This is a genomic window from Janibacter sp. RAF52, from assembly GCF_052114035.1.
GTDB classification, from domain to species: Bacteria; Actinomycetota; Actinomycetes; order Actinomycetales; family Dermatophilaceae; genus Janibacter; species Janibacter hoylei.
In genome coordinates this window covers 59,554-73,820 of sequence record NZ_JBFRDY010000011.1, presented here as the reverse complement: position 1 = coordinate 73,820, position 14,267 = coordinate 59,554, and the positions used below count along the sequence as shown (strand labels likewise).

The 14,267-nt window shown below is 72.1% G+C and carries 17 protein-coding genes and 1 tRNA gene; 13 read left to right on the top strand and 5 right to left on the bottom strand.

The genetic code is table 11. The features are described from left to right. Positions 1-71 precede the first annotated feature (71 nt). Complete coding sequence (locus AB4Y78_RS13565) at positions 72-518, top strand: hypothetical protein (RefSeq protein ID WP_441714509.1); 447 nt, start codon at positions 72-74, stop codon at positions 516-518. 2 nt (positions 519-520) lie between these two features. Here AB4Y78_RS13565 and AB4Y78_RS13560 read toward each other — a convergent pair whose 3' ends face one another. After that, positions 521-1,027, bottom strand: coding sequence for a MarR family winged helix-turn-helix transcriptional regulator (locus AB4Y78_RS13560; protein ID WP_007924016.1), 507 nt, complete (start codon positions 1,025-1,027; stop codon positions 521-523). Positions 1,028-1,122: 95 nt separating this feature from the next. Here AB4Y78_RS13560 and AB4Y78_RS13555 point away from each other — a divergent pair, with 95 nt between their 5' ends. Beyond that, positions 1,123-1,923, top strand: a complete 801-nt coding sequence (locus tag AB4Y78_RS13555; RefSeq protein WP_259909729.1) for a methyltransferase domain-containing protein — start codon at positions 1,123-1,125, stop codon at positions 1,921-1,923. Beyond that, entirely contained in the window at positions 1,920-2,279 is a 360-nt protein-coding gene (locus AB4Y78_RS13550) for a VOC family protein (RefSeq protein ID WP_128276932.1), read from the top strand. The genes AB4Y78_RS13555 and AB4Y78_RS13550 overlap by 4 nt, the downstream gene beginning before the upstream one ends. A gap of 67 nt (positions 2,280-2,346) precedes the next feature. Here the strand turns inward: AB4Y78_RS13550 and AB4Y78_RS13545 are convergent, their stop codons facing one another. Continuing rightward, a complete protein-coding gene (locus AB4Y78_RS13545) occupies positions 2,347-2,946 on the bottom strand; it encodes a TetR/AcrR family transcriptional regulator (protein WP_259909750.1) in 600 nt (199 codons plus the stop codon). Between the two features lie 109 nt (positions 2,947-3,055). On the opposite strand from AB4Y78_RS13545, the gene AB4Y78_RS13540 reads away from it, so the two are divergent. The 7 genes from AB4Y78_RS13540 (at position 3,056) to AB4Y78_RS13510 (ending at position 9,620) form a co-directional block, all read left to right on the top strand. Continuing rightward, a tRNA-Gln gene (locus tag AB4Y78_RS13540) sits at positions 3,056-3,137 on the top strand. Between the two features lie 31 nt (positions 3,138-3,168). Continuing rightward, positions 3,169-4,551, top strand: coding sequence for a hypothetical protein (locus AB4Y78_RS13535; protein ID WP_259909728.1), 1,383 nt, complete (start codon positions 3,169-3,171; stop codon positions 4,549-4,551). Then, positions 4,548-5,927, top strand: coding sequence for a hypothetical protein (locus AB4Y78_RS13530; protein ID WP_259909727.1), 1,380 nt, complete (start codon positions 4,548-4,550; stop codon positions 5,925-5,927). The genes AB4Y78_RS13535 and AB4Y78_RS13530 overlap by 4 nt, the downstream gene beginning before the upstream one ends. A 74-nt stretch (positions 5,928-6,001) precedes the next feature. Next, positions 6,002-6,154 (top strand): hypothetical protein, encoded by a 153-nt coding sequence (locus AB4Y78_RS13525; protein ID WP_311199091.1) that lies wholly within the window; start codon positions 6,002-6,004, stop codon positions 6,152-6,154. An 86-nt stretch (positions 6,155-6,240) separates the two neighbouring features. Continuing rightward, positions 6,241-6,915: a histidine phosphatase family protein gene (locus AB4Y78_RS13520; protein WP_441737221.1), complete on the top strand. Its 675-nt coding sequence runs from the start codon at positions 6,241-6,243 to the stop codon at positions 6,913-6,915. A 255-nt stretch (positions 6,916-7,170) separates the two neighbouring features. Next, positions 7,171-8,652: a bifunctional UDP-N-acetylglucosamine diphosphorylase/glucosamine-1-phosphate N-acetyltransferase GlmU gene (gene glmU / locus AB4Y78_RS13515; protein WP_040880444.1), complete on the top strand. Its 1,482-nt coding sequence runs from the start codon at positions 7,171-7,173 to the stop codon at positions 8,650-8,652. Beyond that, entirely contained in the window at positions 8,649-9,620 is a 972-nt protein-coding gene (locus AB4Y78_RS13510; RefSeq protein WP_007923996.1) for a ribose-phosphate diphosphokinase, read from the top strand. The genes glmU and AB4Y78_RS13510 overlap by 4 nt, the downstream gene beginning before the upstream one ends. A gap of 52 nt (positions 9,621-9,672) precedes the next feature. On the opposite strand, the gene AB4Y78_RS13505 is transcribed toward AB4Y78_RS13510, so the two are convergent. Continuing rightward, positions 9,673-10,203 (bottom strand): CGNR zinc finger domain-containing protein, encoded by a 531-nt coding sequence (locus AB4Y78_RS13505; RefSeq protein WP_441714503.1) that lies wholly within the window; start codon positions 10,201-10,203, stop codon positions 9,673-9,675. A 79-nt stretch (positions 10,204-10,282) separates the two neighbouring features. Here AB4Y78_RS13505 and AB4Y78_RS13500 point away from each other — a divergent pair, with 79 nt between their 5' ends. Both AB4Y78_RS13500 and AB4Y78_RS13495 read left to right on the top strand, forming a co-directional pair. After that, a complete protein-coding gene (locus AB4Y78_RS13500) occupies positions 10,283-11,320 on the top strand; it encodes an EamA family transporter (RefSeq protein WP_441714502.1) in 1,038 nt (345 codons plus the stop codon). Positions 11,321-11,506: 186 nt separating this feature from the next. Next, positions 11,507-12,187, top strand: coding sequence for a 50S ribosomal protein L25/general stress protein Ctc (locus AB4Y78_RS13495; RefSeq protein ID WP_441714500.1), 681 nt, complete (start codon positions 11,507-11,509; stop codon positions 12,185-12,187). A gap of 87 nt (positions 12,188-12,274) precedes the next feature. Here the strand turns inward: AB4Y78_RS13495 and AB4Y78_RS13490 are convergent, their stop codons facing one another. Next, positions 12,275-12,757: a hypothetical protein gene (locus AB4Y78_RS13490; RefSeq protein WP_441714498.1), complete on the bottom strand. Its 483-nt coding sequence runs from the start codon at positions 12,755-12,757 to the stop codon at positions 12,275-12,277. A 105-nt stretch (positions 12,758-12,862) separates the two neighbouring features. Here AB4Y78_RS13490 and pth point away from each other — a divergent pair, with 105 nt between their 5' ends. Continuing rightward, a complete protein-coding gene (gene pth / locus AB4Y78_RS13485) occupies positions 12,863-13,444 on the top strand; it encodes an aminoacyl-tRNA hydrolase (RefSeq protein WP_441714496.1) in 582 nt (193 codons plus the stop codon). An 83-nt stretch (positions 13,445-13,527) separates the two neighbouring features. Here the strand turns inward: pth and AB4Y78_RS13480 are convergent, their stop codons facing one another. Beyond that, on the bottom strand, positions 13,528-14,244 hold the full coding sequence (locus tag AB4Y78_RS13480; RefSeq protein WP_441714494.1) for a PspA/IM30 family protein: 717 nt from the start codon (positions 14,242-14,244) through the stop codon (positions 13,528-13,530). Positions 14,245-14,267: the final 23 nt, after the last annotated feature.

Below are 14,267 nucleotides of genomic sequence, written 5' to 3'. Positions count from 1 at the left end.
CTCCTCTTGCATCTGCCATCTAGCTGCTGGGTGAGCCGACCAATGACGTCGACTCCGACATGCTCGCCGCGATGGAGGACCTGCTCGACTCGTGGCCGGGCACGCTCATCGTCATCTCCCACGACCGGTACCTGCTCGAGCGCATCACCGACCAGCAGTACGCGATCCTCGACGGGCGCCTGCGGCACGTGCCCGGTGGCGTCGACGAGTACCTGCGGCTGCGCGCGGCCCAGCCGACGCGGCCGACCCCGACGAAGGGGGCGGCGGCGCCCCCTTCGTCCCCGGGGGAGCCGACCGTGGACCCGGCTGCCCAGCGCGAGGCGCGCAAGGCGATGGCGCGGATCGAGAAGCAGCTGGCCAAGATCGCCGCGCGGGAGGAGTCGCTGCACCACGAGATGGCCGAGTCGGTGCACGACCACACGCGGTTGGCGGAGCTCAACGCGACGCTCGGCGAGCTCGCGGAGGACAAGGAGATGCTCGAGCTCGAGTGGCTGGAGTGCGCCGAGCTCGTCGGCTGAGGTCAGGCCTCGAAGGGGGCGAGCAGCCGCTTGAGCGCGCGGGTGAGCGCGGCCCGCTCGTCGGCCGACATGTCGTCGAGGAGCTCGCCCTCCCGGGCCAGCAGGTCGGCCATCGCGGCGTCGACCGCCGCTTGGCCTCCCTGCGTCAGGCGGACGATGACGCCCCGACGGTCGGTGGGCGACGGGAGGCGCTCGACCCAGCCCTTGGTGGCGAGGCGGTCGATGCGGTTGGTCATCGTCCCCGAGGTCACGAGGGTCTCCTGGACCAGGCGGCCGGGGGAGAGCTGGTAGGGCTCGCCGGCGCGGCGCAGCGCGGAGAGCACGTCGAACTCCCAGCCCTCGAGCTCGTGCCGGGCGAAGGCGCTCGTGCGGTCGAGGTCGAGCAGCCGGGCCAGCCGGGAGACGCGTGAGAAGACGTGCAACGGCTCGACGTCGAGGTCGGGACGCTCGCGGCGCCAGGCCTCGACGATGGCGTCGACGTCGTCGGACGGGTCGTGGCGGCTGCTCATCCGTCAAGAATACCTGCGGTCGTGAATCTTGATATCGAGACATATGCATGGTCGTTGGTTAGGCTGCACGGACCCGACCGAGGAGGCACGCACACATGACGGTGACCTGGGACCCGACCCGCTACGGCCAGTTCTCGAGCGAACGCTCCCGACCCTTCGTGGATCTCATGGCACGCGTCGACGCGCAGGAGCCGGGGCTCGTCGTCGACCTCGGCTGCGGCAACGGCCCGCTGACCCTCTCGCTCGCCGAGCGCTGGCCGCAGGCCAGGGTCGTCGGGGTGGACAGCAGCGTCGAGATGCTCGACGCGGCGCGCGCCCTCGACACCGACGGGCGCGTCGAGTGGGTCCAGGCCGACCTCGCCGACTGGGACATCGCCAGCCTGGGCGCGGCGCCCGACGTCATCGTCAGCAATGCTGCGCTGCAGTGGGTGCCACGCCACCTGCCCCTCATCGAGACCTGGGTCGACGCCCTCGCCGCGGACGGCTGGTTTGCCCTGCAGGTGCCGGGCAACTACGACGCGCCGACCCACGCGCTCATGCGCGAGACGGCGGTCGACCACCCGCGCAGCGGCGAGCTCGAGGCGGCGAGCAAGCGCTTCGGCGCCGGCGACCCGTCGACCTACCTACAGGTGCTCACGGCTCACGGGCTCGCCGTCGACGCGTGGGAGACGACCTACACGCACGTGCTCGACCCCGAGGGGGCCAGTGACAACCCGGTGCTCGACTGGGTCAGCGGCACCGGTCTGCGGCCGATGCTCGAGGTCCTCGAGGACGAGGGCGAGCGCGAGGCCTTCCTCGCTGCCTACGCCGACAAGCTGACGGCCGCCTACCCGCGCACCCCCGCCGGGGTCCTCCTGGCCTTCCGTCGCGTCTTCGCCGTCGGGCGCAAGGCGTGAGCGTCCTCGGGCTGCACCACGTCCAGATCGCCTGTCCCGCAGGCAGCGAGGACGCGCTGCGGGCCTTCTACGGTGACCTCCTCGGCATGCCGGAGATCCCCAAGCCGCGGGTCCTCGCGGCCCGCGGTGGAGCGTGGTTCCAGGCGGGGGACCGGGAGCTGCACTGCGGCGTCGAGGCCGACTTCACTCCGGCGCGCAAGGCCCACCCGTGCTTCCTCGTCGACGACGTCGACGCCCTGGCGGAGGCCGTGACGGCTGCCGGGGGAGAGGTGCGCTGGGACGAGGCGATCCCGGGGGTGCGGCGCTTCCACACCGATGACCCGGTGGGGAACAGGGTCGAGCTCCAGCAGGCCTGACCTGCGCCATTCCCATACACCCCGCACGTGCAGGCGAGCGGGGTGGATAGGAACGGGCGAAGGGAGGTCAGCCCCGCCCGTGCAGCGTGGGGTGGGGCTCGAGGCCGTCGAGACCGTTCCACGCGAGGTTGACGAGGTGGGCGGCCACGGACTCCTTGTCCGGCTGGCGGGTCTCGAGCCACCACTGCCCCGTGAGGGAGACCAGACCGACGAGCATCTGGGCGTACATCGGCGCCGTGGTCGGGTCGAATCCCCGCTGCTCGAAGGGCTCGGAGAGCAGGTGGGCGACCTGGGTCGCGACGTCGGAGATCAGCGAGGAGTAGGTGCCGCTGGGGGCCTCGCCGGAGACGTCCCGCGCGAGGATGCGGAAGCCGTCCGGTGAGCCCTCGATGTAGTCGAGCAGCGCGAGAGCCGCTCGCTCGATGATCTGCCGGTCGGTGCCGCCCGCGGTGAGCGCCGTCGTCACGGCCTCGGTGAGGACGCTCAGCTCACGGTCGACGACCACGGCGTAGAGCCCCTCCTTGCCGCCGAAGTGCTCGTACACGACCGGCTTGGACACCTCGGCCGCGCCAGCGATCTCCTCCACGGAGGTGCCGTCGACCCCCTTCGCCGCGAAGAGTCCGCGCCCGACGCTCACGAGCTGCTCACGCCGTGCCGCACCGGTCATGCGCGGGCGGCGCGGCGGCCGCCCTTCGTCCTGCTGGCTCATGCCCCCATTGTCGGTGACGGCACGGAGCAGCCCGTCGACTACCCTGACCGTGCCGCTCCGGCGGCATTCCCCGGTTGGTCTGCCGGCAGGGCCCGCCTGACTTTGAATCAGGACTAGCGACGTAGGTTCGACTCCTACCCGGGGAGCCATCGGTCGACGCCGATCGGCCACAATGAGCCGGTGAGCGCCCCCCACGACCTCTCCCCTCAGCCCTCCCGCGCGGTGCCGCGCGCACTCAAGGTCGTCGGCGTGCTGGCCCTCGTCGGGATGTTTGCCGCAGGGGTCGTCTCCTTCCTACCCGGTGGTCTCGGGGCGCTCACCGGGCGCCTCGACCCGCCGGAGGTCTCGGGCAACATCGTCTGGGACAGCGAGGACCTGTCGGTCCAGCTCGGGCCCGACGGGTGGCTGACCCACCCCGGCGGCGGGGGCGACTACGTCGCCCGCAACGTGCACACCGGCGAGTCGTGGACGATCGGCGAGCTCGACTCGCAGATGTCGATCTCGCAGGACGGGGTCGTCGTGCAGCCGGGCGATGCCAAGGTGCTCGTGCAGCGTGAGGGGTCGACGAGCTCGCGGACGACGAAGGAGATCGCCGACGAGCTCGGGGAGGACGACCTGTGGGGTGGTGAGGACGTGCAGACCGTCGCCCTCGGCGAGGAGCAGGTCGTCGTCACGATCTGCGTGGCCCCGTCGCCCTCACGTCTCACCGAGGAGGTCGAGGGTGGCAAGGCCGTGCTCGCCGGTCTCTCCCTCGAGGACGCCTCGATCGACTGGGTCAAGGACGTCGGGATCGAGTGCGGGCCCGACGCTCGGCCGCTGAGCAAGCCCCGCACCCTGCCCGCACAGCAGTACGCCCTCCTGGTGCCGAGCGAGGAGCACCTCCTCGTCATCGACGTCGCGACGGGCAAGGTCGTGCTCGAGCGCTCGGGCCTTCCCCGGAGCGACATCGTCATCAGCGGTGACAAGGCGCTCGTGAACGAGAGCGACGACACCGTCGGATGGCGGTCCCTGCGCACCGGCGAGGAGCTCGCCCGGGTGGAGTGCCCGTGGGCCTCCCCGGGACGACCCGACGAGATCACCCAGCAGCTGTCGCCGGAGGTCACCCCCTTCGTCACCTGCCGCGACCGCGTCCACGTCGTCGAGGACGACGACTTCGTCGAGATCGACGCCCCGCCGGTGGACACGGGCGAGGAGCTGCCCGACGGGCAGCAGGTCGCCCACGGTCGCCACCTGCTCCAGCGTGACGGCGACCAAGTGACCCTGTGGGACGGCCTGCAGGACAAGGAGATCGGCGTGCTCGACGTGCCCGAGGGCATGAAGCTCGGCGGCTTCGGCCCCGTGGGCCGGCTCATCACCTTCACCGAGTTCGACACGAGAGGCGAGCGGCCCCGAGGTGCCTACCGGGCCTTCGACACCCGCACTGGGGAGATGGTCGTGACGACCAATGGCGTCATGCGGGCCGGCGCCGACACCTCGCCCGACGGCGTGATCCTCGTCGAGGCCGACGACGAGGACATCGAGGGCACACGGCTGTGGGTCGCGGTGCCGAAGGGGGCCCGGTGAGCACCCCGAGCAAGGCCGCCGACGCCACCAAGCTCACCCTCGCGGTGCTCGCCGCCCTGGCGATCGTCGCCTTCCTCGTCGGCGTCGTCCTACCCGGAGCCATCGGCGGCGGCGGGAGCGTCGACGGCCGGGTCCACTACTACACGTCCGAGCGGTCCCACAGCGTGCGCATCGGGCCCAACGGGTGGTTCACGTACGGCGACGAGGACGGTGAGTGGGTGGAGCACGCGCCGACGGGTGAGCGGTGGGGCGGGTCGCGCTTCTACGGCGACGGCACGCTCACCTCCGACGGCGCCCTCGTCTCGACCCTCGGTGGTGACGTCCGGGTCGAGCGTGCGGACGGCGAGGTCGAGGCACGGGCCACCGACCTGCTCGTCGCCCACGGCGACAAGGCCGCCCGGCCCGGGGACGAGGCCGAGATCGTCGGGATGTCGACCCGGCACGTCGCGGTGGTCTCGTGCATGTCACCGGGAGGTGGCGCCCGCCTCGGCGAGGACGTCACCGGCGGCCGCCTCGTCGTCTCCGGGGTGGTGCTCGAGGACGCGAGCGTCGCCTGGAGCCACGACACCGAGGTCGGCTGCGACGTCGACCTGGCGACTCTCTACCCCGGCGGTCTGCCGGAGCAGCGTTATGCCCTCATCACCCCCGACGAGGAGACGACGCAGGCGCTCGACCTCGACACCGGCAAGGTGGCGCGCACCTGGCAGGACGCGCCCCGTGGGCGCGTCCTCGTGCGCGAGGACGAGGCGATCCACCGGGCGGGCGACGTGGTGACGGTGGCCTCCCTTCGCTCGGGGGAGGAGCTGGCGCGCACGTCGTGCCCCGGCGCGCGCCTGGACAACCCCGGGGACTCCGGGGGCCGCCTCGCCGCCGAGGCGACACCGGTCGTGCGGTGCGACGACGGCGTGCGGCTGCTCGACGGCGACCGCGTCGTCACCGTGGACGTGCCGCCGGTGGAGCGGTCGCAGGAGGTGCCCGACGGGCGGTCGGTCGTCCACGACCGCTTCGAGATCTCGCGCGCCGGCGACACCCTCACCCTGCGCGATGCCCTCGAGGACGAGGCCGTCGGGGACGTCGAGGTGCCCGAGGGCTATCGCATCGCGACCAATGACCCACGGGGTCGGCTCATCGTCTTCTTCCTGCCGACCGACAAGCTCTTCAGCGATGCGGCGGAGAGCTCCTTCCGCATCGTCGACACGCGCACGGCCGAGCTCGTTGCCGAGACCGATGACGGTCTCTCGCCCGGCGCTGATGTCTCGCCGGACGGCTTCGCGGTGCTCCAGGAGTACCAGGAGCGTCGCGGCGGCCGGTACAGCCGCCCCTCCCGCAGCCATGCCTGGGTCGTCGGGGTGGACGAGGTGAAGCGGCGGGACTGATCGGTGCCGGCCGCGGGGGGCGGCGACGTGACCTCGACGAAGTCGGCGAGGGCGTCGATCGGGAGCGTCACGTCGTGCTGGGCCTGACGATCGACCGGGACCGGCTCGCCCAGGCGCACGCGCTGTACCAGGAGCACGGGCTCGGGTCGCGCGACGACGCCGTCGCCATGCAGGCCTTCGTCCCCGGGTGGACCTTCGACCCGAAGCGGCCCTGCATGGTGCGCTGAGCCCAGCGCCGCCCATCCGACCAGACCGCCCTCGTCCACCGGACGGGGCGGTCCGGCGTCCGCGCGCCGCTGCGTAGCCTTCAGGGGTGCGACTCCTCCTCATCCGGCACGGACAGACCCCTCACAACGTCACCGGCGCGCTCGACACCGCCTACCCAGGAGCCGGCCTGACCGAGCTCGGCCAGCGCCAGGCGGCGGCGGTGCCTGCAGCACTCGCCGACGAGGACGTCAGCGCGGTCTACGCCTCGCCGCTCGTGCGCACCCAGCTGACGGGGGCGCCACTGGCGCAGGAGCGCTCGCTCGAGGTGCGGGTGCGCGAGGGGCTCGAGGAGATCGCCGCCGGCGACTTCGAGATGCGTGCCGACCAGGTGGCCGTCGAGGGCTACCTCGGTGGGCTGGCCGCGTGGCTGCACCGCGACCTCGACCACGCGGTGCCGGGCGGGACGACCGGCCACGACTTCATGGCGCGCTTCGACGGCGCGGTGCGCTCGATCGCCGGGGCGCACGGTCGCGACGACACCGTCGCGCTCTTCAGCCACGGCGCGGCGATCCGCGTCTTCGCCACGCTCGCGGCGGAGCTGGACGCCGACGACATCGAAGGTCGGTGGATCAACAACACCGGCCTCGTCCTGCTCGACGGCCGGCCGGGGGAGGGCTGGGACCTCGTGCGATGGACCGGTGACCCGCTCGGTGGTGCCCACCTCGCGAGCTTCCGCGCCCACGACGTCACGGGCGAGGCGATCGACGAGGAGCTCGACTGACGTCTCAGCCGCGTGGAGGCTGCTGCCCACCCCGCACCCAGACGCCCGTACGCATGACGCCGGTGACCGCGAGGTCGTCGTCGAGGGCGACGAGGTCGGCCCGGCGCGCGGTCGGTCGCCGCAGTACTCGCCGACCCGGGGGCGGCGCGAGCTGCTCTGACCCCGGCTCGGTCGATCCCGGCGACGGTCGGCCGCTAGAGTGGCGAGGCGGCCCAGTCGGCCGGCCGCGCCCCCGACACCTCGGAGATCAACCGCGTGAACGACGTCCGTCCAGACGCAGTCATCATCCTCGCCGCCGGCGAGGGAACCCGGATGAAGTCGACCCTCCCCAAGGTCCTGCACCCGATCGGCGGAGCTCCGCTCCTAGGCCACGCGATGCGCGCGGCCGCCGGTGCCGGGGCCAGCGAGACCGTCGTCGTCATCCGCCACCAGCGCGACCGGGTCGCCGACTTCATCGCCGCCTACGGCGAGCGGTGGCAGATCCCGTGCCGCACCGCCGACCAGGACGAGGTCAAGGGCACCGGCCGGGCCGTCGAGTGCGGCCTCGAGGCCCTGCCCGCGGACCTCACCGGCACGATCGTCGTCACCATGGGTGACGTGCCACTCCTGTCGGCGGAGACGATCAGCGAGCTGACCCGCGCGCACACGCAGGCACAGGCCGCGGTCACCGTCGTCACCTCGGTGCTCGAGGACGCCAAGGCCTATGGCCGGATCGTCCGCGACGCCGCGGGCAACGTCGAGCGCATCGTCGAGTTCAAGGACGCGAGCGAGGCGGAGCGGGAGATCCGCGAGATCAACTCCGGCATCTACGCCTTCGACGCCGCCGTGCTCCGCCGCGAGCTCGCCAACGTCACGACGGACAACGCGCAGGGCGAGAAGTACCTCACGGACGTGCTCGAGCTGGCCCGCGCCGCCGGCGGCACCGTCGCCGCCCACGTGCTCGACGACCTCTGGCAGACCGAGGGCGTCAACGACCGCGTCCAGCTCGCCGGCCTGGGCAAGGTGCTCAACCAGCGGGTCCTCGAGCGCCACATGCGCGCCGGCGTGACGATCGTCGACCCCGACTCGACGTGGATCGACGTCGACGTCACCATCGGCCAGGACACCCGCATCCTCCCCGGCACCCAGCTGCTCGGCGCGACGACCATCGGTGCCGAGGCGACGATCGGCCCCGACGTCACCCTCACCGACTGCGAGGTCGGGGACGGCGCCGAGGTCAAGCGGGCCGAGGGCCACCTCGCCGTCGTCGGCGCCGGCGCCACGGTCGGGCCCTTCTCCTACCTGCGTCCCGGGACCGAGCTCGGGGCGAAGGGGAAGATCGGCGGCTTCGTCGAGACGAAGAACGCCAAGATCGGCGACGGGGCCAAGGTCCCGCACCTCACCTACGCAGGTGACGCGATCATCGGCGAGGGGGCCAACATCGGCGCCGGCACGATCTTCGCCAACTACGACGGGGTCAACAAGCACCAGACCGTCATCGGCAAGCACTCCTTCGTCGGCTCAGACACCGTGCTCGTCGCGCCGGTCGAGGTGGCCGACGGTGCCTACGTCGCCGCCGGCTCCGCCCTGACCGACGCGGTCGGCCCCGGCCAGCTCGGCATCGCCCGCGGCCGCCAGCGCAACATCGACGGCTGGGTCGCGGCGCATCGTGCCGGTACGCCCACCGAGGCGGCCGCCCGGGCTGCGGCCACACCCCCTTCGTCCGCCACCCCCGACAGCAGCGAGGACTCCCAGTGACCGGCATCAACAAGACGACCGAGAAGAACCTCATGGTCTTCACGGGGCGCACGCACCCCGAGCTGGCCGACGCGGTCGCCCGCGAGCTCGGCACCGACCTCGTGCCGTCGAGCGCCTACGAGTTCGCCAACGGCGAGATCTACGTGCGCTACGAGGAGTCGGTGCGTGGGTGCGACGCCTTCGTCCTGCAGAGCCACAGCACTCCGATCAACGAGGCGATCATGGAGCAGCTGCTCATGGTCGACGCGCTCAAGCGCGCCAGCGCCAAGCGGATCACCGTCGTGCAGCCCTTCTACGGCTACGCCCGCCAGGACAAGAAGCACCGCGGGCGCGAGCCGATCTCGGCCCGCCTCATGGCCGACCTCTTCAAGACGGCCGGTGCCGACCGGCTCATCGCGGTCGACCTGCACACCGACCAGATCCAGGGCTTCTTCGACGGCCCCGTCGACCACCTCATGGCCCGACCGATCCTCGCCGAGTACGTCAAGGAGAAGTACGGCGACCGCAAGCTCGCCGTCGTCTCCCCGGACGCCGGCCGGATCAAGGTCGCCGAGCAGTGGTCCCGCCAGCTCGGCGGCGTGCCGCTGGCCTTCATCCACAAGACGCGCAACATCGACCGGCCCAACGAGTCGGTCGCCAACCGCGTCGTCGGTGAGGTCGAGGGCCGCTGGTGCGTGCTCGTCGACGACATGATCGACACCGCGGGCACGATCACCAAGGCCGCCGACGCGCTCATGGAGGACGGGGCCGCCGGTGTCATCATCGCCGCGACGCACGCCATCTTCTCCGGGCCGGCGGTCGAGCGGATGCAGGCCTGTGCCGCCGAGGAGGTCATCGTCACCGACACGCTGCCCCTCACGGAGGAGCAGAAGTTCGACGACCTGACGGTCCTGTCGATCGCGCCGCTCGTCTCCCGCGCCATCCGCGAGGTCTTCGAGGACGGGTCGGTCACCAGCCTCTTCAACTGACCCACCACGAGAGCGGCCCGGCGCAGACTCCTTGCGCCGGCCGCTCTCGTCGTCAGGAGCGCCGCGAGCGGTAGGCGGCGGCCGCCAAGCGGTTGCCGCAGCCGCCGTCGCAGTAGCGCCTGGACCGGTTGCGCGAGAGGTCGACGAGCACGTCGTCGCAGTCGTCGGCGGCGCAGACCCGCAGTCGGGAGAGCTCGCCGGCGCGGATGACGTCGACGAGGGCCATCGCCGCCTCGACCTGCATCCGCTGGGCGAAGGGCGCGTCGGCGCCGGTCGCGTGGATGTGCCAGCCGTAGTCGTCGTGGTCGACGAGCTGGGGGAGTGCCTCGCCGGTGCGGAGCAGGTCGTTGACGAGCGCCACCGTGGCCTCGTCGTCGTCCGCTGCCGCCCACACCGCGCGCAGTCGGGGGCGCAGGGCCCGCACCTGCCCGAGCTCGGCGGAGTCGCCGTCGAAGCGCCCCGTCCACGCCCACCCGACGTAGAAGTCGCGCAGTTGGTCGGTCGTCTCCAGGGTGTCGCCCTCGTCGTCGGGGAAGGCCCCGACCGCGGTGTTGACCAGTGCGGCGGCGGTCTGCAGCGCCACATCCGTGTCATGGGCAAAGACCACATTGACTCCTGACGTCGATCGGGTCTAGCGTCATCGGCATCAGGCTACTTCACCCATGACGTCAGGAGCAGCCGTGGCGGCCGCCGACCTCACCCCGCAGCGCACCCCCGTCGTCGGGCTGCTCGTGGCGCTCGCGTCCGCGGCGACCTTCGGCTCGTCGGGGACCTTCGGCCAGGCGCTGCTCGCCAGCGGCTGGAGCCCCGGCGCGATCGTCACGGCGCGCATCACCGGCGCCGCCCTCGTCATGCTCGTCCCGGCCGCTCTGGCCATGCACGGCCACTGGCACCTGCTACGGCGCAACATCGGTCGGATCATCGCCTACGGGATCTTCGCGGTCGCCGGCTGCCAGTTCGCCTACTTCATGGCCGTCGACCGGCTGTCCGTCGGCGTCGCGCTGCTCCTCGAGTACCTGGCCCCTGTGCTCATCGTCGGGTGGGTATGGGCCCGGCACGGCCGCCGGCCGTCGCGGCTGACGACCGCTGGCGTGGGCGCCGCGATCATCGGTCTCGTCCTCGTGCTCGACGTGACCTCGGGCGCCCGCCTCGACGTCGTCGGGGTCGCATGGGGCCTGCTCGCAGCCATCGGCTTGGTCGTCTTCTTCCTCGTCGCAGCCGACGAGGACGAGTCATTGCCCCCCATCAGCTTCGCCGGGGGAGGGCTGGCGGTCGGCGCCGTGGGGCTGCTCGTCGTCACCGCCCTCGGCGTGCTGCCGATGGAGGCCACCACCTCGAGCGTCGACCTCGCCGGCTGGTCCGCCCCTTGGTGGGTGGCGATCGTCGAGCTCGCCGTCGTCGCCGGAGCACTCGCGTACGCCAGCGGCATCGCCGCTGCACGTCTGCTCGGCGGGACCGTGGCATCCTTCGTCGGGCTGAGCGAGGTCCTCTTCGCGATCGTCTTCGCCTGGCTGGTCGTCGGCGAGGCGATGTCGCCGGTGCAGGCGGCCGGTGGCCTCGCGGTCCTCGCCGGCGTCATCGCGGTCAAGCTCGGCGAAAGGGAGGTCGCCGGCGGGCCGCTGCCGACCGACGACGTCGACACCGCGCTCCTCGGCCGCGACGAGGAGACCGACTTGGCCCAGCCCGCGCGGGTCCACTAGTATCCACGGGTTGCCTCGGCGAGGGACGCTGCACGGTCGCAGCGATCCGTGATCGACGCGGTGCCGTCCGTGGGTCCTGTGCCTGCGCGTCGACATCCGTCCGCGCCGCGTCCCACGTCGAGGCCACCGCCGTCAGACTCGCCCGCTCCCCGCGCGGGCACCCCCCCCACGAGCAAGGAGCAACACATGTCCAGCGACGAGATCCGCCTGGTGTCCGACAAGCGCACCGAGTTTGGCAAGGGTGCGGCCCGCAAGCTGCGCCGCGCCGACAAGGTCCCCGCGGTCCTCTACGGCCACGGCGAGGCCCCGATCCACCTCGCGCTGCCCTTCCACGACACCTTCCAGGCGCTGAAGAACCCCAACGCCCTGCTCACCATCGCCGTCGAGGGCGAGTCGGACCAGCTGGCCCTGGCCAAGGACGTCCAGCGCGACCCGATCAAGCCGATCATCGAGCACGTCGACCTCGTCATCGTCAAGCGCGGCGAGAAGGTCACCGTCGAGGTCCCCGTCCAGGTCGAGGGCGACGCCGCCCCGGAGACCGTCGTCACGGTCGACAACGCGACCCTCGAGATCGAGGCCGACGTCACCAACCTGCCCGAGGCGCTCGTCGTCTCCGTCGAGGGCCTCGAGGTCGGCACCCAGATCCTCGCCGGCCAGGTCGAGATGCCGGCCGGTTCGACGCTCGTCTCCGACCCGGAGCTGCTCGTCGTCAACATCACCCAGCAGATCTCCGCCGAGGAGCTCGAGGCCGAGCTCGCCGAGGCCGAGGCCGAGGCCGGCATCGAGCACGACGCCCCCGAGGACGAGGCCGCCGAGGGCGAGTCCGCGGCCGCCGAGGGTGGCGAGGAGTCCTCCGAGCAGGAGTGACCCACCGCGCGACCTCGCGCAACCACTGCAGAAGGGCGGTGCCTCCCCACGGGGGCACCGCCCTTCGGCGTGCTGGGGGTCCTGCGGCTAGTAGCGTCCGCCGCCACCGATGCCGCGTGACAGGACGCCGCCGAGCACCCACCCGACCCCGCGGAAGAGCGCGTAGAGCACCGCCTCCGCGCGGCTCTCGCCCGGCCGGCTCTCGGTGACCAGCGCCCCGAGGCGGATCTCGGGCGAGTGCGGTTGGCGCTGCGCGAGCAGCTGGTGGTCCGTGGGCGATGTCGGCAGGTGCTCGATGACGCGGTCGATCGTCCCCATCGCGGACAGCAGTGCCCAGGTCGCCGCTGACGGGTCGGTCGCCACGGTGGCCTCGACGAGGTCGAGCTGGGAGTCCGCGTGGTCGAGGTCGCTCGCGCACCGGGCGATGTGCTCGGTCTCTGCGTCGTCGGCCGGGGCGGTGTGCTCGACGCGCCGGCGGGCGGTGGCCAGACGCAGGCGGAGGCGCCGGGTCTCACCGTCGATCTCGTCCGGGGTCAGCGGGTCGGTGGGGTGCTGCAGGTCGGGAGCCATGGTCCGATCATGGTGGGGGAGCCGGGATCTCGCAGGGCGGGCGGTGGCTGTCTGTGGACGACGAGGCGACGGGGCCCCCTTGGTCATTGCATAGGGTGTGGCCTCGTGAGTGATGACACCTGGCTCGTCGTCGGTCTCGGCAACCCCGGACCCCAGTACGCCGGCAACCGGCACAACGTCGGCGCGATGGTCATCGACCACCTCGCACAGCGGGCCGGGGCCCGCCTGCGCACGCACAAGGCGGGCGCGGCGGCCGAGTCGGTGCGGCTGGGCTCGACCCGGGCGATCATCGGCATCCCGAGCTCGTACATGAACCTCTCCGGTGGCCCGACCAAGGGCCTGGCGAGCTTCTTCTCCGTCCCCCCGGAGCGCACGATCGTCGTGCACGACGAGCTCGACATCCCCTTCGGCGAGGTGCGGCTCAAGCTCGGCGGTGGCGAAGGGGGGCACAACGGACTGCGCTCGATCACCAGCTCCTTCGGGACGAAGGACTACCTGCGCGTGCGCGTGGGCATCGGTCGCCCGCCGGGGCGGATGGACGCCGCTGCCTACGTGCTCAAGGACTTCTCGGCGACGGAGCGCAAGGAGCTGCCCTTCCTCGTCGACGACGCCGCGGACGCGGTCGAGCTGCTCATCGACAAGGGCCTGACCGACGCCCAGCAGGTCGTCCACGCGCCGCGTCCGTGAGCCGGCCCACCTGACCGGAGCCGGTCAGCGGATCCCCGCCGCGCACGAGCGTGACGCTCTACGCAGCGGGGATCCTCACGTGGTCAGCCCTGCTGCCGCAGCGCGGCCAGGCGCGCCTCGATCTCCGCGTCCTGGCTGTGGTCCTCGAGCTCGGCGAACTGGTCCTCGAGCGTCGCCGCCTGGGCCTCGGTGCGGCCCGTGACGAGAGCCTCCTGCTGACGGATCCGCTCCTCGAAGCGACCCAGCTCGCTCGTCGGGTCCATGACGTCCATCGACCCGATGGCCTCCTGGACGCGCGACTGCGCCTCCGCGGAGCGCGCGCGGGCGACGAGGGCCGAGCGGCGCGCCTTGAGGTCCTCGAGCTTGGTCTTCATCGTCACGAGCCCGGACTTGAGCTGCTCGACCTGCGCGTTCTGCGCGGCGATCGTCGGCTCGGCCTCCTTGGCCTCGCCCTCGTGCTGGATCTGGCGCTGGAGCGCCACGCGGGCGAGGTTGGTGAACTTGTCGGCGCCCGCGGTGTCGCCGGCGGCGGTCAGCTCATCGGCCTTCTTGGCCGCGGCGGCCGCCTTGTTGCCCCACTCGGTCGCGGCCTCCTGGTCGGCCTTGAGGTCGCCCTCGGCCATGCGCACGTGGGCGATCGTCTGCGCGACGGCCTCCTCCGCCTCGGCGATGGAGTTGGTGTAGTCCCGGACGAGTTGGTCGAGCATCTTCTCGGGGTCCTCGGCGCGGTCGAGGAGGGCGTTGATGTTGGCCTTGGCGAGCTGGCTGACGCGGCCGAGGATGGTCTGCTTCTGGGTCATCGTGCGTTCCTCCTGGCGGTGGG